Below are 17,395 nucleotides of genomic sequence, written 5' to 3'. Positions count from 1 at the left end.
TGCTCCGACAAAGTTCTTGCCGCCGGTAATGATCGAGCCCCGGTCTCCCGAAGGAGGCCGGGGCTCGATCTGTTCCCGAACTGACTACCGCTCCCACCACGAAGCGGACGAGTATTAGGTTAGCCTAACCTAGCGACGGGATCAACCCCCTCTTGCGCTGGTGCGACAGCGCCAGGGCACCGCCCACCGCAGCGGCGAGCGAGAGCAGACCGCCGAGCACGAGCGGCCAGCGCGGGCCGAGGACCTCCGCGAGCCAGCCGGAGGCCAGACCACCGAGCGGTTTGCCGCCCATGAACAGCAGCATGTAGAGGCCCATCACCCGGCCTCGCATGGTCGGGTCCACGGCCAACTGCACGGTCGAGTTCGCACTGGTGGTGAAGGTCATGACCGCGATGCCGACCGGGATCAGGCACACCGCGAACATCCAGTAGCCGGGCATCAGCCCTGCCAGCGCCTCCAACGCCCCGAACGCCCCCGCGCCGAGGAGCATCAGCCGCAGCCGCGAGCCGGGCTTGCCGCTGCGGCGGGCGGCCAGCGTCGCGCCGGTCAGCGTGCCCACCGCGAGCATGGTGATGAGGATTCCGTAGCCATCGGCCTCGCGGTGGAAGACGTTGCGGGCCATCACCGCGAAGGTGTTCTCGAAGTTCATCCCGAAGGCACCGACGCAGAACATCAGCACCATCACCACGACCAGGTCCGGCCGCCCGCGCACGTAGCGCAGGCCCGCGCGGAGCTGGCCGCGCTCCTTGCCCGCCGCTCTCGGCCGGTGCAAGGCGGCGGCGTCCATCAGCAGCAGGCCGACCACCACGGCCACCGAGCTCAGCCCGTTGGCCAGGAACACCCATCCGGTGCCGACGGCGGTGATGGCCAGTCCGGCGATCGCGGGCCCGACGATGCGGGCCAGGTTGAAGGTCATCGAGTTCAGCGCGACGGCGTTGGTCAGCTGCGCGGGGCCGACCATCTCCACCACGAAGGACTGCCGCACCGGCGCGTCCACCGCCGAGAAGCACCCGAGCACGAAGCAGAGCACGTAGACGTGCCAGAGGACGGCGATCCCGGTGACGTCGAGCGTCCCCAGCGCGAAGCCGCACAGCCCGAGGGCGGTTTGCGTGACGATCAGGATCGTGCGCTTGTCGAAGCGGTCGGCGAACACCCCGGCCCACAGCGTGAGCGCGAGCGTCGGGAGGAACTGCAGAGCGACCGCCACGCCGAGCGCGGCGGGGCTGCCACCGGAGAGCTCGAGCACGAGCCAGTCCTGAGCGGCCCGCTGCATCCAGGTGCCGGTGAGCGAGACGACCTGACCGGACGCGTAGTAGCGGTAGTTGCGCTCGCGCAGCGAGCGAAACATGCCTCCGCCGGGTTCCGCGCCCCGGTCCGCCGCGGATGACGTGCGGTGGTTGACCGGGGCTTCTGCGTCGTCGTTCTCCGCAGACCTTCGAGCTTGGTCAACCACGCTTCCGCGTACCCCTCTCAGCGCTCCTGCGTCATCGACTGGCCAACCGGTCGATGATCTCGGCGGCCCGCGACAGCACCGCCAGCTCGTCGTCGTCCAGTTCCGCGAGGTGCTGGTCGAGCCAGCGCTCCCGGATCGAGACCTCTTCCTCGATCCGGGCCTGGCCGGCTTCGGTCACCTCGACGATGGCCTGCCGGCCGTCGGTCGGGTGAGCCCGTCGAGCCACCAGGCCGTTGTCCTCCAGCGCCGCGATGACCCTGGTCATCGATGGTGGCTGAACGCCTTCCTTCGCCGCCAGTTCGCCGGGCGTCATCGACCCCGCCTTGTGCAGGCACGAGAGGGCGGACAGCTGGGACAGCGTGAGAGCCGAGTCGGCTCGCTGCGCGCGCAGCCGCCGGTTCAGGCGAACGACGGCGAGCCGCAGCCGGCTTGCCAGGGTGCGCTCGCGCTCCGCGATATCGGACACGTCGTTAGTCTACCAAACTATCTCGGGAATTCGGACAAACTGATCTCTCGACCAGTGGTGGCATACCTTAACCAGCCCGGTGCCCGACAGGGAGCATTTGGGATGAAGGAGACGCCCGACCCGAATTGGTCTGCATCAATCCCGGCCCCGAACGCGAAAGAGGGGCGCTCGCCTCCCCTTCCGGGAATCGAACGCCCCTCTCCAGAAATCGCAGGTCAGATACCGACCAAGTTGCCCAGCGGGCCCGAGGCGAAGTACAGCACGAAGGCCGCCGCCACCACCCACATCAGCGGGTGCACCTCGCGGGCCTTGCCCGTGAACGTCCGCAGCAGCACGTAGCTCACGAAGCCCGCGCCGATGCCGTTGGCGATCGAGTAGGTGAAGGGCATGACCGCGATGGTCAGGAAGGCCGGCAGCGCCGTCGTGAAGTCCGACAGGTCGATCTGGCGGATCTGCGCCAGCATCATCGCGCCCACGACGACCAGCGCCGGAGCGGCCGCCTCGACCGGAACCACCTGGTACAGCGGGGTCAGGAACATCGCCGCCAGGAACAGCGCACCCGTGACCACGTTGGCCAGGCCGGTGCGAGCGCCCTCGGCGATGCCGGAAGCCGACTCCACGAACACCGTGTTGGAGCTGGCCGATCCCACACCACCGGCAACCGCGCCCAGGCCCTCGACGGCCAGCGCCTTGCCGATACCGGGGAGGTTCCCCTCCTTGTCGGTGAGGTCGCCTTCCTTGCCGAGACCGGTCATCGTGCCCATGGCGTCGAAGAAGTTCGCCAGCACCAGCGTGAAGACCAGCATCGCCGCGGCCAGCGCGGGCAGTCGCGTGAAGGCCCCGAACGAGATGTCACCCACCAGCGACAGGTCCGGAAGACCCGCGATCTGGTCCGGCAGCGCCGGGTAGCCCAGGTTCCAGCCGGTCTCGCCCGCATCGCTGGACGACCCGGCGTGGAAGATCGACTCGATGATGATCGAGAGGACGGTGGTGACCACGACGCTGATCAGGATTCCGCCGCGGACCTTGCGGGCCACCATGATCGAGGTCAGCACCAGGCCGAAGACGAACACCGCGGTCGGCCACGAACCGATCGAGCCGTCGATGCCCAAGCCCACCGGGACGGTCGTGTCCGCCGCGTCCGGCAGTCGGCGCACGAAACCGGAGTCGACCAGCCCGACGAAGGTGATGAACATGCCGATGCCGACCGCGATCGCGGCCTTGAGATCGGCGGGCACGGCGTTGAACACCGCGGTGCGGAACCCCGTCGCGACCAGGATCAGGATCACGATGCCGTCGACCACGACCAGGCCCATGGCCTCCGGCCAGGTCACCTGCGGCGCGATCGTCACGGCCAGCAGGGTGTTGATGCCCAGGCCCGTGGCGATGGCGAACGGGTAGTTCGCGATCAGTCCGAACAGGATGGTCATGACACCGGCGACCAGCGCGGTCGCCGCAGCGACCTGCGGGATGGGCAGGATGTTGCCCACCACGTCGTGCTTCGCGCCGGAGTCGGTCGGCGAATCGCTGCCGAGGATCAGCGGGTTGAGCACGATGATGTAGGCGACGGTCACGAAGGTGACCAGGCCACCTCGAACCTCCCGGCCCAGGCTGGATCCACGCTCGCTGATCTTGAAGTACCGGTCCAGCAGCGAAGACTTCTTCTCGGTTCTCTCCACCATTCGAACTTTCCAATCGCGGTGGCCTGTGCGCGGGCCGTTCTACCGGGAGTAGCCTGCCTGACGTGGCACAAGACGGCGAAACCGCCCCCTCCGAGGCAGCGCATCGACCGGTCCCCCCGCTGCCGCGCAGGCTCGCGGACCCGACGCCGGTGCTGCTGATCGGGACCGCGCTGTGGTTCGCCGGCGTCGTGCTGTTCGGCTGGAACGACCTCGCCGACGGCACCGTCGGCATTCAGTTCTTCACCTGCATCGCCGGCACCGCGCTCGGCGTCATCGGCTACGGGGTCTTCCGCTGGCAGCGCAACGCCGCGCGCCGGGGGTCCAGGGGGTCTTGGCAGGGCCTCTCCGGCCTCGACACCTGAACGCCCGGAACGTCCCGGTTCAGCGCAGGAGCGTCGTGGCTTCCGGATCCGCCAGGAGAGCGGTGAGGGCGAAGCGCTGAGGCCACGAGCCCGTCGCCCAGGCCAGCGCCCGCGCCAGGCCGTCCGGAGTGCGTTCGGCGTGGACCTTGCCCGCCGGTTCGACCCACCAGTGCACCTGGTGCTCACCGGTCGACGCCTGCACGCGCAGCTTGTCGTGGAGGGCCACCTCGCCCTCCGGAACCGCGATGCCCAAGAGCTCGCAGCTGGAGGCGACCCGGCCGACCTCGGACCAGCGCTGGGTGCGTCCCTCGTCGGGCACGCGCAGCGTGTTCTCCTCCGAAGCCAGCGGCAGGTCGAGCAGTTCGGCCAACGCCTCGGCGTCGAACTGGTCGGGGCTGCCACCCGCGATGACCAGCGGCGCCTCCATGACGCCCAGCATCCACGGCTCGTCGAGGACGACCGCGCGCCCGGTGCTCACCACCGCACCCGAGACGGAACGGACCATCTCCGGCGGGTCCAGCTCGGAGGGATCGACCACGCCCGCGGCGACAGCCTCGCTGAGCACCCGGTGAGCGCGCAGCGCGGTTCCCGCCCGGATCGCGCGGTCCGAATCGCCCAGGCGTTCCAGCAGGTCCTCGGCGTCCTCACCGTCGTCGATCCGCAGCTCAGCGCGAACACCCGCCAGCCGCAGCGCCTCCTCGTCGAGCTCGACCTCGGGCACCGGGTCGTAGACCCCGGCGAGCTCGTCCGCACCGGGCAGCCGCCAGTGGCGCGGCGGGTGCCCTTCGATCAGCGCGTAGCGGGCGATCCACCAGGCCGAGTAGCCGTGCGGTTCGCGCAGCGCGCGCAACGTTTCCGGGTCCCGGGTGAGCAGGCTGATGGCCTCGGGCCACGCGTCGGCGGCGACCAGGTCGAGATCACGGATGCCGACGAACCTCGCCGGCGGCCACTCCTCGGGACGGTCGGCCTCCTGCTCCGCCCACCACTGGTGGGAGTCGGGGAACCTCTCGTCCGCTTCCGCCGGGGACTCCTCGACCTGCACGCCGAAGCCGTCCAGGACACCGATGGAGGTCAGCAGCTCGGTCGGCCAGCGCTGCGCGACCTCGGCGTCGAGGACCGACAGCGGAGCTCCGCCGCCGAGGTGCTCGGTGTCGATGACCGACAGCAGCGCGGCCTCGGGCAGCAGGAGCTCATCCGCGCGCCGGTGCTCACCCTCGTCGTCGGGCAGCGCCAGGGCACCCAGCCAGTCGCGCGTCCGCGATTCCTCGACCAGCTTCAGCACGGCCTCGGCCAGGGGACCCACGTCCGCTCCGGCCATCGCGTCGGACACGCTGCTGCGCACCGCCTCCGCGAGCGGCGGGGCGTCCAGCAGCTCGGCAGGCCCGGCCGGGTGCGCGCCGAGCTTCTCCAGCATCGGGTGGGTGGCCTCCGGGTGCGCGATGCGCAGCCCGGAGATGTCCAACGTGGACAGGAGCGCGGCCGGGTCCAGGTCGCTCTCCGGATGACTCAGCAGCACGTCGCGGACGCCGCTCGCGGTGCGTCCATCGGCCAGTGGGACCGGCAGCGCGGTGAACTCCTCGCGGACCTGCGGATCGGAGTCCTCGAACGGGGCCAAGGCGTCGTAGAGCCGGTACCACCAGCTCGGTTCGCGCCCGAGCCCGGTGACCGCCTCCACGATCTCGGCGGCACCGAGCCTGCTGACCTCCAAGGCGTGCAGCGAGCGGCGGTGCCGGGCGTCGGACAGCTCCGGGTCCAGCAGCCCGGGCACGACGTCGTCGAGCAGTTCCACCAGCTCGGACGAGACGTACTCCAGCGCGCGCGCTTCCAGCGGCGCGACCGGCTTGTCCGCAGCTCCGGGCAGCCACGCCGAGACCCGAAGCCGGTCGTTGACGCCCTGCCGCAGCTTGTCGTCCACGTCGGACAGCGGGAAGCCGGGCAGCGGAACCAGGGCGGTCCGGTGCTCACCGGGCAGCTTGTCGACCAGCGCCGGGTAGCACTCGGCGGCGAAGGTCAGCACCTCGTCGGTGGCGGGTGACGCCGCGGCGCGACGCCGGTCGGCCTCGACCGGAACGCTCGCCAGCAGCCGGGCGGGCAGCGACAGCCGTTCCTCGGTCGGCGTCGGGCTGTGCAGCACGTCCTCGGCCAGCGGGATCGGCACGCCCTCGGAGTCCAGCGGAACGGCCCAGGTGACCTGCCAGTGCGCGGCCGAGCGGTTCTCCGCGCCCAACCCGGAGAGCACGGATTGGCTCAACGCCCCGGAAGCGCGGTGCACCAGCCAGCGATCGCTGCGCACCGGCCCCTGCACCACGACGCGATCGGCGTCCTCGTCGACGCGGCGCCACGTCTGGCGGCCGATCCGGATCTCGCTCAGCGCGGGCAGCGCCAGCAGCAACCCGGGGGCCTGGTCGGTGCAGGAGTCCAGCAGCGCGGCGGCGTCCACTTCGGAGCGCAGCGGCAACCGGACCTCGGTCGCGAACCCCTCGGGCGGGGTTCCCTCGACCTCCCACGGCAGCCGCAGCACGGGAACCGCGCCCTCACGACGGGACAGCTCCTCGGCGGGACCGGGCAGCTGCGCGGCGGCCTGCCGGGTGCGCTCGGCGGAGAACGCCACACCACCCGAGGTCGACAGCACGCTGGGCTCTTCGGACACCGCGAGCACCGCGGCGAAGCCGACGCCGAAGCGACCGACGGAAGCGCCTTCGCGCTTGGCCGACGCGCGCAGCGAAGCCAGCGCGGCCACGCCCTCAGCGCTCAGCGGGGTGCCTGTGTTGGCGACCCTGAGCTCGTCGCCGACGAGCTCGACGCTCAGCACTCCGCCGGAACCGGCGGCGTCGGCTGCGTTCTGGGCGAGCTCGACGAGGAGGCGGTCGCGATAGCCGCCGAGCTTCAGGTCCTCTTCCGCGTTGGCGTCCTCGCGGAACCGGGTCGGCGAGGCCTCCCAGGACTGCAGCACCGCGCGGCGCAGTCCGACCGCGTCGAAGCGGTCGGGCTCGCTCACCCGCGCTCCGTGCCGCGCGGTTCGAACTCCAGCGTGGCGTCGTCGTAGACGATCTCGGCGACCGGAACGGTGGACGAGACGTCCACGTCGACCTCGGAGTGCGCCCCGCAGCCGAACTCGACGCTGACCACGCGACCGTCGGCCGGTGCGTACTCGTTGGCGCAGACGCCGAACGCACCGCCCATGGAACCCGACAGCTTCAGGAAGAAGCCGCAGGTGCCGCAGGCCGCGGGCGCGAGCTTCGCGGCGTCAGCGCGGGGACCGAAGTCGCCGGAGTGCCAGCGCTCGGCGGCATCCGTGCGTCCTTCGAAGCTGAGCACGCGCTTGCGGCCGAGCCCGACCTCCTTGGCGACGTCGCTGAACTCCTCGTCGTCACCGGTCAGGTGGCCGGGGGCCAACCGCGGGTCGTCCGGGCTGGTCGGCAGCAGGTCGCCGGCACCCAGGTCACCGGGCTGGACGCGGTCGCGCCACGGCACCCAGTCCGGCGCGGTCAGCGCCGACGGACCGGGCAGCAGCACGACTTCGCTGACCGTCACCGGCTCGCCGGCGCCGACGCTGGCGACCGTCACGGCCCAGCGCCAGCCGACGTAGCCGGGGTAGTTCGACTCGAAGTGGTGCGTGACGGCGTGCGTGCCCTCGGCTTCGACGCCGACGTGCGCGCCCACCGGAGGCGGCGTGGAGCTCTCCGCAGCAGCGGTCTCCGAGTCCTCGCCGGTGGTGTCCAGCGTCAAGATCGGAGAGCCGATCGGGTCGTCACCAGGACGAGCCTCGTCCTCCGCAGCAGCTCGGGCGACATCCACGGCCGCCGCGAGCTCCGGGTTCAACGGCTCGGCCGCAGGCTGCCCGGCATCGTCGTACGGGGCATCCGCGCCTGGGCTGGTCATCGGAGCAGGCATAGGCGTCACATGCTCGATTGTGCCGTACGCGCTCCGCGCCGCAGTCGGCTGTGTCGCCGCCGGGGTCGCAGGACCGCTGTTCCGGAGCGGAGCAACACTCGGAGTGATCGGGCGTGTCAAGCTTTCGGGGTGCGACTTGCTCAGACTGGACGTCTCCTGTGCGGAGTGCTGCTCACCATCGGAGTCGGGGTTGCGTGTGCGCCGCAGGTACCAGCGCAGCACGACGGCCAGGACGACCGCGAGCAAACCGATCAGGGCGTTGGGCACCCGGGAAGCGTGCCACACCTTCGCGTCGAGGTGATCAACGTGCTCCCGCACGACCGCTCCTCGTTCACTCAGGGCCTGGAAATCGCCGACGGGACCCTCTACGAAGGCACCGGCCTGCGCGGCTCGTCCGTGCTCCGCGCCGCCGATCCGCTCAGCGGTTCGGCTCGGCACGAGGCCCGGTTGCCCGCCGAGTTCTTCGGTGAGGGGATCACCGTCACGGGTGACCGTATCTGGCAGCTCACCTGGCAGGAAGGGGTTGCTTTCGAGCGGGACCGCGCGACCCTGCGCGAACTGCGCCGAGTGGAGTACCCCGGCGAGGGCTGGGGCCTGTGCTCCGACGGTCGGCGCCTGGTGATGAGCGACGGCAGCGACCGGTTGACCTTCCGCGATCCGGTGACGTTCGCGCAGGTCGGCGAGGTCTCGGTGACGCAGGAGGGATCTTCGGTCGAGGAGCTCAACGAGCTCGAGTGCGTCGGCGGCCAGGTCTGGGCCAACGTGTGGGGCAGCGACGAGATCCTGCGGATCGATCCGGCGAGCGGGCAGGTCACCGCGGTCGTGGACGCCGGCGGGCTGCTGCGTCCCGAGCAGCAGGCCGGTGCCGACGTCCTCAACGGCATCGCGGCGGTGCCCGGGACCGACGAGTTCCTGATCACCGGGAAGAAGTGGCCCGCGATGTTCCGGGTTCGGTTCGTGCCCCAGTGATCACTCGGCGGAGTGATCTAGGCCTCTATTTCGTCGCCAGATCGTGTCCAGCTGTATTTCTCGGCGGTTTTCCGCCTCCTTATTCGTGAGGGCGTTGCGGCGACGAGCGCGGAGGAGCTCACCCGCAACCCGGTCCGAGCGGGAGGAGGTGGTGCAGGATGGCAGGCATGGGGATGCGTCGACGTGACCAGCACTCGGACGAGCCGCAGGGCCGCCCGGGCTGGGGCGCCGGCCAGCGCGGGAAGCGCGGTTGGTACACCGAGCAGCAGCGGTCCGGGCAGCGGTTCGAACCGCCGCCTCAGGACGCCGACGAACGTCGTTACCCCTGGCAGGACGACCCCGACTACGACCGCCCGCGCGACCGCACGGGTCCGCTCCCGCCGCTGCCCGAGGACCACCCCGGCGCGCCGGAACCGGAACCCGAGCAACCCCGCGGAGCGGCACCGCCCAGGAAGCTGACGGTCACCCGCGTCGCCGCGTGGCGCAGCCGGGACCTGACGCAGCGCGTGGTGCGGTTGTTCTTCTCGCTCGCGCACGCCGACGGCGCCGACCGTTCGGGCCTCGCCAAGTTCACCTACGCGTGGATGGGCAACTACGCGGTCGACGCGGCGATGGCCGTCGCGCTGGCCAACACCCTGTTCTTCTCCGCGGCCACGGCGGAGAGCAAGGACAAGGTCGCGCTCTACCTGCTGATCACGGTCGCACCGTTCGCGGTGATCGCACCGGTGATCGGCCCTGCCCTCGACCGGCTCCAGCAGGGCAGGCGGCTGGCGCTGGCCGCGTCCTTCGCGGTGCGCGTCCTGCTGGCGGTCGTGATGGCGCTGAACTTCAACAGCTGGCTGCTCTACCCGGCCGCGCTGGGCTGCATGGTGCTGTCGAAGTCCTTCGGCGTGCTCAAGGCCGCGATGACGCCACGAGTGCTCCCCGAGCAGATCACGCTGACCAAGGCCAACTCGCGACTCACCGCCTTCGGCCTGGCCGCGGGCGGCCTGTTCGGCGGGATCGCCTCCGGTTTCGCCTGGCTGTGGGGATCCGAGGGCGCGCTGTGGTTCATGGCCGCGATGGCGGCGGCCGGGGTGTGGCTGTGCCTGCGCATCCCGGGCTGGGTGGAGAGCACCGAGGGCGAGGTGCAGACCTCGATCGGCGATCCCGGGCGCTCGCGGAAGGTTCCGCTGAGCGATCACGTCGTGGTGGCGCTGTGGGGCAACGGCGGGATCCGGGTGCTGACCGGGTTCCTGACGCTGTTCGCCGCTTTCGTGATCAAGCACGACACCCAGCACGAGCCGGCCATGCAGCTGGTGCTGCTGGGCCTGGTCGGAGGCGCTGCCGGGGCCGGCAGCTTCTTGGGCAACGGCCTGGGCTCGCGGATGACCTTCGAGAAGCCGGACGGGCTGATCATCAGCTGCCTGGGCGCAGCGCTGGCGGTCGCGACCTGCGCCGCGGTGCTGGCCGGTCTACCGCTGGCGGTGATCGTCGGCCTCGTCGGCGCGACCGCCTCAGCGCTGGCCAAGGTGTGCCTGGACGCGGTGATCCAACGCGACATGCCCGAGGCCTCGCGGGCCTCGGCGTTCGGCCGCTCGGAAACGATCCTGCAGCTGAGCTGGGTGTTCGGCGGCGCGCTCGGCGTGCTGCTGCCACCGGTGTACTGGATCGGGTTCGTGGTGGTCGCGGTCCTGCTCGCCGTGGTCCTGGCGCAAACGGTCCTGCGCGGACGGGGAGGCACGCTGATCCCGTCGATCCCGTTACGACCACCGTCACGACGGCGGGGACGTGCGGCGGACCAACCGGCCACCGCCCGATCGAGTACCGGCCCGTAGGCTCTGATCGTGCATCGTGGACTGAAGCCGCTGCTGGCGGTGGCTGCCGCCGGGCTCGCCGCCGGCTGCTCCTCCCCCAGCCAACCGCAGGTGACCTTCTACTCGCACGGCGACTCGGTAGCGGTCGATCCCGCCCAGCACTGCGACCCGACCGGCCAGGAGTGCTCACCGCCGAACCCGGACGCCATCGGCGCACTGCGCGCGGTCGACCGCGACCCGGTGCAGATCTCGGTTCCCGCCGAGGTCGCCGGCGCGCCGTGGCAGGTGGTGTTCCTCTACCGAGGTCTCAACGGTCAGGAGCTCGACGGCCGCAGCCCGGTGTTCACCCCGGACTCGCGCCACTCCTACACGCTGCAGCTGCCGCCGGACGGCGCGCGCATCGAGCACGTCGAGGTCCAGCAGTTCTCGGCCGTCCTGTCCCAGGGCGCCGACGGAGGTGTCGACTTCGGCATCGGCGGGAGCTGGGTCCTCGACGTCAAGCAGTGAGCTCCTGACGCGCCTTCCGGGCCTGGCCCGAGCAGCGCGTCAGAACCGCTCCTGAGGCTCGCGGATCAGTTGCCGCCCGGGTCGAGCTCGCGGGCGACCGCCCTGACGACCTCGCCGATCCGCTTGGCGTTCTTGCGGTCGGGGTAGCGGCCTCGCTGCAGATCCGGCTGGACCTTGAGCTCGAGGAGCTTGATCATGTCCTCGACCATGCCGTGCAACTCGTCGGCGGGACGTCGGCGAGCCTCAGTGACCGAGGGCAGCGGGTCCAGTAATTTGACCTTCAGCGCCTGCGGGCCGCGTCGGCCCTGCGCCATGTCGAAGTCGACTCGTTGGCCGGTCTTGAGCGCATCCACACCAGATGGCAACGCGGAGGACCGCACGTACACGTCCTCCCCACCATCTTGGGTCAGGAAGCCGAAGCCCTTCTCCGAGTCGAACCACTTGACCCTGCCGGTCGGCACTGTCCTCACCGTTCCCTGTCGAATGCGCTGACCCGTCGCCGGGTCACGATCTCCTTGCCGATTCTCCCGTCGTGACGCGGCAATCTCCCCATCACGACGAAAGCGCCCCGTTAACGCCACGCAGGTGCGCGCGCCGGGACGCGTCCCACCAAGCGTACCGCGAAGGCGGACGAAATCACCCATCCTTATCGACCAAGCCCGATTGCCGGACGGGGTGGCGATGTGAATACGCTGCTCACATGGCAAGCAGCTCACCAAGATCAGCAGTGCTCCCGATCTCGCTGGCGATGTTCGGCGTCGGACTGCTCGCCATCGTCGTGATCTTCGCGCTCTACGCGACCGGTCACCAGGACCTGCCGCCGTGGGTCAGCATCGTGACGCTGCTGTGCCCGGCAGGGCTGATCTTCGGAGTGATCGCGACCGTGGTGCGCTCCCGGCGCCGCCGCTAGACCCGGGTCGCCAGCCAGGTCGGGAACTCCGTCAGGTCGTTCAGGGTTACGTCGGCGCCTGCTTCGCTGAGCTCGCGCGTGGAGTACGGACCCGTGGCCACGCCCACCGCGGTCGCCCCGGCGGCGTGCCCGCCGACGACGTCCCCGTGGTGATCGCCCACGTAGATGTCCGCTCCCTCGGCCAGCAGCACATCGCCCTTGCCCGCGCCGAACACCCCGCCCGCGAGCCGGTCGACGGTCCAGCCCAGGGCCTTGAGGTGCAGTGCGGCGTTGGGCTCGTACTTGCCGGTGACCACCAAGGTCCGCCCGCCGGCGGCGCGCACCGCCTCCAGGGCTTCGGCCGCTCCCGGCAGCGCGACCGTCTCGTCGATGACGACGGTCGGGTAGATCGACCGGAAGTGCGCTGCCAGCCGCTTCACCATCGGCTCGTCGAATTCGTATCCGCGCAGCACGTCTTCCAGCGGCGGTCCGAGGTTGGCGGCGAAGTGCCGGCCGTCGAGTTCTGTGCCGAACTCCTCGTTGAGTGCGTCGAAGGCGCGGACCATCCCCGGCCGCGGGTCGATCAGGGTCATGTCGAGGTCGAATCCGACCGTGAGTGCGCTGCGCTCGTCCATCGCCGTTCAGCCTACGGACGTCGAAGAACACCTGGTCCGGGGACGCGTGCGACCTTGACTCGAAACTATCCAGTACCGAAAATTGCGGAGTAACGCACCTCACACCACGGCGAGCTGGAGTAGTTCAATGACGAGCACGCACCCCGCCCAGCGCGAGAGCTTCCACTCCCTGCGAGCCCACGGACTGAACTGGGAATCGTTGCCGCTGCGCCTGTTCAACAAGGGCAACGCCCGGTTCTGGAACCCCGCCGACATCGACTTCAGCCAGGACGCCGAGGACTGGCAACGGCTCACCGAGGACGAACAGCGCAGCGTGGCAGGGCTGTGCGCGCAGTTCATCGCGGGCGAAGAGGCCGTCACCGAAGACCTCCAGCCGTTCATGGCCGCGATGGCCGCCGAAGGCCGCTTCGGCGACGAGATGTACCTGACCCAGTTCTGCTTCGAAGAGGCCAAGCACACCCAGGTGTTCCGGCTCTGGATGGACGCCGTCGGCCTCACCGACGACCTGCACGAGTACGTCACCGACAACCCCGGCTACCGGGAGATCTTCTACAAGGCCCTCCCCGAGACGCTGCGCGAGCTGCACACCGATCCCAGCCCCGAGAACCAGGTCCGGGCCTCGGTCACCTACAACCACGTGGTGGAAGGGACCCTCGCGCTCACCGGGTACTACGCCTGGCACAAGATCTGCGTGAGCCGCGGGATCCTGCCGGGGATGCAGCAGGTCATCAAGCTGATCGGCGACGACGAGCGCAGGCACATGGCCTGGGGCACCTTCACCTGCCGCAGGCACGTGGCCGCCGACGAGAGCAACTGGGCGGTGGTCGAGGACCAGATGGCGCGGCTGCTGCCGCACGCCATCGCGCAGGTCCAGTGGACGCCGGAGGACGCCCCCGAGGTGCTGCCCTTCGCCCTCGACAAGGACGAGCTCACGGCCTACGCCTCGGACCGCGCGACCCGCAGGCTCGGCGCGATCTCCAGCGCTCGCGGCATGCCGCTCGCCAAGATCGACGTGGACGCCGAACCCGAAGCCCTCGAAGAGCGCTTCGGCGACGAGGACGCCGCAGAACTGGAAAAACTCCGCAACGGATGACCGCCGGCGGCGAACGCGCCCTCGCCCTGTCCCAGTTTTAGGGGTCGTTTCAGATTGCTTGGCGGAGTTTGCGGGCGAGGATGATGCAGTGGGCGAGGCCGAGGAAGGCTTCGTGCATGTGGTCGTAGCGTTCCCAGCGGATGCGGAGTTTGCGGAAGCCGTGGAACCAGGCGATGCAGGCTTCGACGACCCAGCGTTTGGTGCCGAGTCCGGAGCCGTGTCCTCGTCCGCGTCGCCGCAGGTAGGGCGTGATCCCGTGGCGGCGGAGCCAGGTGCGGTTGGCGTTGGCGTCGTAGGCGGTGTCGCCGTAGAGGCTGCGGAACCGCGGGGCTGGGCCGGGGAGTCCACCGATGGTCGGTAGCTCGGACATCAGGGGGATCAGCTGGGTGCTGTCATGAGTGTTCGCGCTGGTCAGGGTGGATTCGATGGGGATGCCGCCGGCGTCGGTGACGATGTGGTGTTTCGAGCCGGGCCGGGCGCGGTCAACCGGGCTCGGCCCGACTTTTGGGCTATCACGTCCTCGTTTGGCCGCGATGGTGGAGGAATCGATCGCCGCGCGGGAGAAGTCCAGCTCACCGGCCACACGCAGCTGCTCCAGCAGGATGTCCTGGACCTTGTCCCAGACCTCGGCCTCGTTCCACTCCTGAAGCCGCCGCCAGCACGTCGGACCCGAACCGAACCCCAGCTCCAGGGGCAGGTAGTTCCACTGGATCCCGGTGTAGAGCACAAACAGCACACCCTGCAGCGCTAACCGATCACTCCCACGCGGCCGCCCCGGATTGCGGAACCGGCGCTGCACCTTCGGCAACACCGGCTCGATCAACGCCCACAGCTCGTCATCAACTTCCCAGGGCTTCGGCTGCACCATCCCGTCTCCTAGCCACACACAAGATCAACTACGCGACCCATGGTGCCAGACCAAGATCATTATGAAAGGACCCCTTAGTCCAAACCGAGCCATGATCATGTCCGGAATGTCGGCTCAGTTATGGCTAAAACTGGGACCGGGCGACTCCGCACCGCCACGCGAGCCGATCCGCACACACCTCTAGAGGTCGAGGAGTTTGCGGGCTTCCTCTCGCATCTCGACCTTGCGGATCTTGCCCGTCACCGTCATCGGGAAATCATCCACCACGTGCACATAACGCGGAATCTTGTAATGCGCCAACTTGCCCGCGCAGAACTCCCGCAACGCCTCCGCGGTCAACACCTCAGCCCCCGACCGCAACCGCACCCACGCCATCAACTCCTCCCCGTAGCGCGCATCCGGAACCCCGATCACCTGCGCGTCCAACACATCCGGATGCGTGTACAGGAACTCCTCGATCTCCCGCGGATACACGTTCTCCCCACCACGGATCACCATGTCCTTGATCCGCCCGGTGATCGACACATACCCCTCGTCATCCATCACCGCCAAATCCCCCGTGTGCATCCACCGCGCCGCATCGATCACCTCAGCCGTCTTGTCCGGCTGCTCCCAATACCCCAACATCACCGAATACCCCCGCGTGCACAACTCCCCCGCCTCACCCCGCGGCACCGTCAACCCCGACACCGGATCCACCACCTTCACCTCCAGGTGCGGACCCACACGCCCCACCGTCGACACCCGCCGCTGCACCGAATCATCCGCACGCGTCTGCGTCGACACCGGAGACGTCTCCGTCATCCCATAACAAATCGCCACCTCCGACATCCCCATCCGATCGATGACCTGCTTCATCACCTCCACCGGACACGGCGAACCCGCCATGATCCCCGTCCGCAACGACGACAGGTCGAACGAACCGAAATCCGGATGATCCAACTCCGCGATGAACATCGTCGGCACCCCGTACAACGACGTGCACCGCTCCGCCGCCACAGCCCGCAACGCCACCCCCGGATCAAACCCCTCCGACGGAATCACCATCGCCGAACCATGACTCGTGCACGCCAAATTCCCCATCACCATCCCGAAGCAGTGATAGAACGGCGGCACGATCGCCACCCGATCCCCCTCCCCATAACCACACAACTCCCCCACGAAAAACCCGTTGTTCAAAATATTGTGATGCGACAACGTCGCACCCTTCGGAAAACCCGTCGTCCCCGACGTGTACTGAATGTTGATCGCATCATCAGCCGACAACCGGATCTCGCCCAGACGATCGGAATCGGCGGCGGTGCCGGCCAACGCCTCCCATTCCGGGGAATCCAGGAACACCACGCGTTCCAGGCCCGGGCACCCACCCCGCACCTGCTCCACGATTCCCACGTAGTCGGAGCCCTTGAACGACTGCGCGGACACCAGCATCCGCACACCCGCCTGCTGGAGCACGAACTCCAACTCGTGCGCCCGGTACGCGGGATTGATGTTGACCAGGATCGCGCCGACCCGCGCGGTCGCGTACTGCGTCAACGTCCACTCGGCACGGTTCGGCGCCCACACGCCGACCCGATCGCCCTGGGTGATGCCCGCGTCCAGCAGCCCGGTCGCCACCGAATCCACCGCCGCGACGAACTCGCGGTAGGTCCACCGGCGGCCCGTGGAGAACTCGACCAGCGCCTCCCGCTCCGGGAAGCGCGCCGCCGTCCGGTCCAGGTTGGCTCCGATGGTGTCGCCCAGCAACGGCACGTCGGACACGCCGGAGTCGTAGCTGATGAGTTTCGGCTCGGTTCCCACGTCGACGACCTCCCCGTGGCAGTGGTGCAGGTCACCAATCTTCACCCTCACCGCCGCGCGGGGCCAACCCCGGGACTCGCGCTCACCCGATCCCAGTTTTAGTCCAAACTGAGCGGACAAAACGGTCATGGACCGTCCTCGGTTTGGACTAAAACTGGGATCGGGGGACCACTGCCCCTCCCGGAGTGCTGGGGAGGGAGCGCGAGTCAGGCCTTGAAGGGGTCTGTGACGTGGTCCCTGAGGTCCGCGATGGAGCGGACGACCTTGGTGGGGCGGTACGGGAACAGCTCCGCGGTGTCCTCGTCGGAGATGCCGGAAAGCACCAGGATCGTCTGCAGCCCCGACTCCAGCCCGGAGCGGACGTCGGTGTCCATCCGGTCGCCGATCATGAGCGTGTTCTCCGAGTGAACGCCGAGGTGGCGCAGCGCGGAGCGCATCATCAGCGGGTTCGGCTTGCCCACGTAGTACGGAGCGCGGCCGGTGACCCGCTCGATGAGGGCGGCCACGGCGCCGGTCGCGGGCAGCGTGCCCTCGCGGCTCGGCCCCTTCTCGTCCGGGTTCGTGGCGATGAAGCGAGCACCGTTCTCCACCAGCCGGATGGCCTTGGTGATGGCCTCGAAGCTGTAGGTGCGGGTCTCACCCAAGATCACGTAGTCCGGATCCCGGTCGGTGAGCACGTAGCCGATGTTGTGCAGCGCGGTCGTCAGCCCCGACTCGCCGACCACGAAGGCCGACCCTCCGGGGCGCTGCTGCTCCAGGAACTGCGCCGTCGCCAGCGCGGACGTCCAGATCGCTTCCTCCGGGATGTCCAGCCCGCTGCGCAGTAGCCGGGCCCTCAGGTCCCGCGGGGTGTAGATCGAGTTGTTGGTGAAGACCATGAACGGGATGCCGTGCTCGCGAAGAGCGGCCACGAACTCGTCCGCGCCGGGCACCATGTGCTCTTCGTGGACCAGCACGCCGTCCATGTCCATCAGGTACGTC

General features: G+C 69.2%; 16 protein-coding genes. 6 read left to right on the top strand and 10 right to left on the bottom strand.

Features of this window, described 5'->3' with window-relative positions; genetic code table 11:
- Positions 1-124 precede the first annotated feature (124 nt).
- From FHU35_RS27520 to FHU35_RS27510, 3 genes are all read right to left on the bottom strand, one after another.
- The gene (locus tag FHU35_RS27520) at positions 125-1,474 is read right to left on the bottom strand and encodes an MFS transporter (RefSeq protein WP_425474193.1); all 1,350 of its coding nucleotides are present in this window, start codon (positions 1,472-1,474) and stop codon (positions 125-127) included.
- Positions 1,475-1,484: 10 nt separating this feature from the next.
- Positions 1,485-1,919 carry a MarR family winged helix-turn-helix transcriptional regulator gene (locus FHU35_RS27515; protein ID WP_145745007.1) on the bottom strand — a complete coding sequence of 145 codons (435 nt, stop codon included), beginning with the start codon at positions 1,917-1,919 and terminating at the stop codon, positions 1,485-1,487.
- A gap of 215 nt (positions 1,920-2,134) precedes the next feature.
- Complete coding sequence (locus FHU35_RS27510; RefSeq protein ID WP_145745005.1) at positions 2,135-3,601, bottom strand: NCS2 family permease; 1,467 nt, start codon at positions 3,599-3,601, stop codon at positions 2,135-2,137.
- A 62-nt stretch (positions 3,602-3,663) separates the two neighbouring features.
- Between FHU35_RS27510 and FHU35_RS27505 the strand changes: the two genes are divergently transcribed.
- Positions 3,664-3,963 carry a DUF2530 domain-containing protein gene (locus FHU35_RS27505; protein WP_145745003.1) on the top strand — a complete coding sequence of 100 codons (300 nt, stop codon included), beginning with the start codon at positions 3,664-3,666 and terminating at the stop codon, positions 3,961-3,963.
- A 19-nt stretch (positions 3,964-3,982) separates the two neighbouring features.
- Here the strand turns inward: FHU35_RS27505 and FHU35_RS27500 are convergent, their stop codons facing one another.
- Complete coding sequence (locus FHU35_RS27500; RefSeq protein WP_145745001.1) at positions 3,983-6,961, bottom strand: sacsin N-terminal ATP-binding-like domain-containing protein; 2,979 nt, start codon at positions 6,959-6,961, stop codon at positions 3,983-3,985.
- Positions 6,958-7,845 carry a DUF3027 domain-containing protein gene (locus tag FHU35_RS27495; RefSeq protein WP_246110612.1) on the bottom strand — a complete coding sequence of 296 codons (888 nt, stop codon included), beginning with the start codon at positions 7,843-7,845 and terminating at the stop codon, positions 6,958-6,960. The genes FHU35_RS27500 and FHU35_RS27495 overlap by 4 nt, the downstream gene beginning before the upstream one ends.
- Positions 7,846-7,986: 141 nt before the next feature.
- Between FHU35_RS27495 and FHU35_RS27490 the strand changes: the two genes are divergently transcribed.
- From FHU35_RS27490 to FHU35_RS27480, 3 genes are all read left to right on the top strand, one after another.
- Entirely contained in the window at positions 7,987-8,826 is an 840-nt protein-coding gene (locus tag FHU35_RS27490) for a glutaminyl-peptide cyclotransferase (protein WP_246110611.1), read from the top strand.
- A gap of 167 nt (positions 8,827-8,993) precedes the next feature.
- A complete protein-coding gene (locus FHU35_RS27485; protein WP_145745411.1) occupies positions 8,994-10,643 on the top strand; it encodes an MFS transporter in 1,650 nt (549 codons plus the stop codon).
- Between the two features lie 9 nt (positions 10,644-10,652).
- Positions 10,653-11,129: a DUF2771 family protein gene (locus FHU35_RS27480; protein ID WP_145744997.1), complete on the top strand. Its 477-nt coding sequence runs from the start codon at positions 10,653-10,655 to the stop codon at positions 11,127-11,129.
- Between the two features lie 65 nt (positions 11,130-11,194).
- Here FHU35_RS27480 and FHU35_RS30260 read toward each other — a convergent pair whose 3' ends face one another.
- Positions 11,195-11,590 (bottom strand): cold-shock protein, encoded by a 396-nt coding sequence (locus FHU35_RS30260; RefSeq protein WP_145744995.1) that lies wholly within the window; start codon positions 11,588-11,590, stop codon positions 11,195-11,197.
- Positions 11,591-11,829: 239 nt separating this feature from the next.
- Here FHU35_RS30260 and FHU35_RS27470 point away from each other — a divergent pair, with 239 nt between their 5' ends.
- Positions 11,830-12,039 (top strand): hypothetical protein, encoded by a 210-nt coding sequence (locus tag FHU35_RS27470; RefSeq protein ID WP_145744992.1) that lies wholly within the window; start codon positions 11,830-11,832, stop codon positions 12,037-12,039.
- On the opposite strand, the gene FHU35_RS27465 is transcribed toward FHU35_RS27470, so the two are convergent.
- On the bottom strand, positions 12,036-12,653 hold the full coding sequence (locus FHU35_RS27465) for an HAD family hydrolase (RefSeq protein ID WP_145744990.1): 618 nt from the start codon (positions 12,651-12,653) through the stop codon (positions 12,036-12,038). The genes FHU35_RS27470 and FHU35_RS27465 overlap by 4 nt on opposite strands.
- A gap of 127 nt (positions 12,654-12,780) precedes the next feature.
- On the opposite strand from FHU35_RS27465, the gene FHU35_RS27460 reads away from it, so the two are divergent.
- On the top strand, positions 12,781-13,746 hold the full coding sequence (locus FHU35_RS27460) for a R2-like ligand-binding oxidase (RefSeq protein ID WP_145744988.1): 966 nt from the start codon (positions 12,781-12,783) through the stop codon (positions 13,744-13,746).
- A gap of 49 nt (positions 13,747-13,795) precedes the next feature.
- On the opposite strand, the gene FHU35_RS27455 is transcribed toward FHU35_RS27460, so the two are convergent.
- The 3 genes from FHU35_RS27455 to FHU35_RS27445 all read right to left on the bottom strand — a co-directional run bounded on the left by FHU35_RS27455 (position 13,796) and on the right by FHU35_RS27445 (position 17,385).
- Positions 13,796-14,614 (bottom strand): IS5 family transposase, encoded by an 819-nt coding sequence (locus tag FHU35_RS27455; RefSeq protein ID WP_145737558.1) that lies wholly within the window; start codon positions 14,612-14,614, stop codon positions 13,796-13,798.
- Between the two features lie 180 nt (positions 14,615-14,794).
- Positions 14,795-16,543: an AMP-binding protein gene (locus FHU35_RS27450; protein ID WP_186459647.1), complete on the bottom strand. Its 1,749-nt coding sequence runs from the start codon at positions 16,541-16,543 to the stop codon at positions 14,795-14,797.
- 77 nt (positions 16,544-16,620) lie between these two features.
- Positions 16,621-17,385, bottom strand: coding sequence for an HAD-IIA family hydrolase (locus FHU35_RS27445; protein ID WP_186459660.1), 765 nt, complete (start codon positions 17,383-17,385; stop codon positions 16,621-16,623).
- Positions 17,386-17,395: the final 10 nt, after the last annotated feature.

It is taken from the genome of Saccharopolyspora dendranthemae (genome assembly GCF_007829955.1).
GTDB classification, from domain to species: domain Bacteria; phylum Actinomycetota; class Actinomycetes; order Mycobacteriales; family Pseudonocardiaceae; genus Saccharopolyspora; species Saccharopolyspora dendranthemae.
This window is presented reverse-complemented; position numbering and strand designations above follow the sequence as displayed.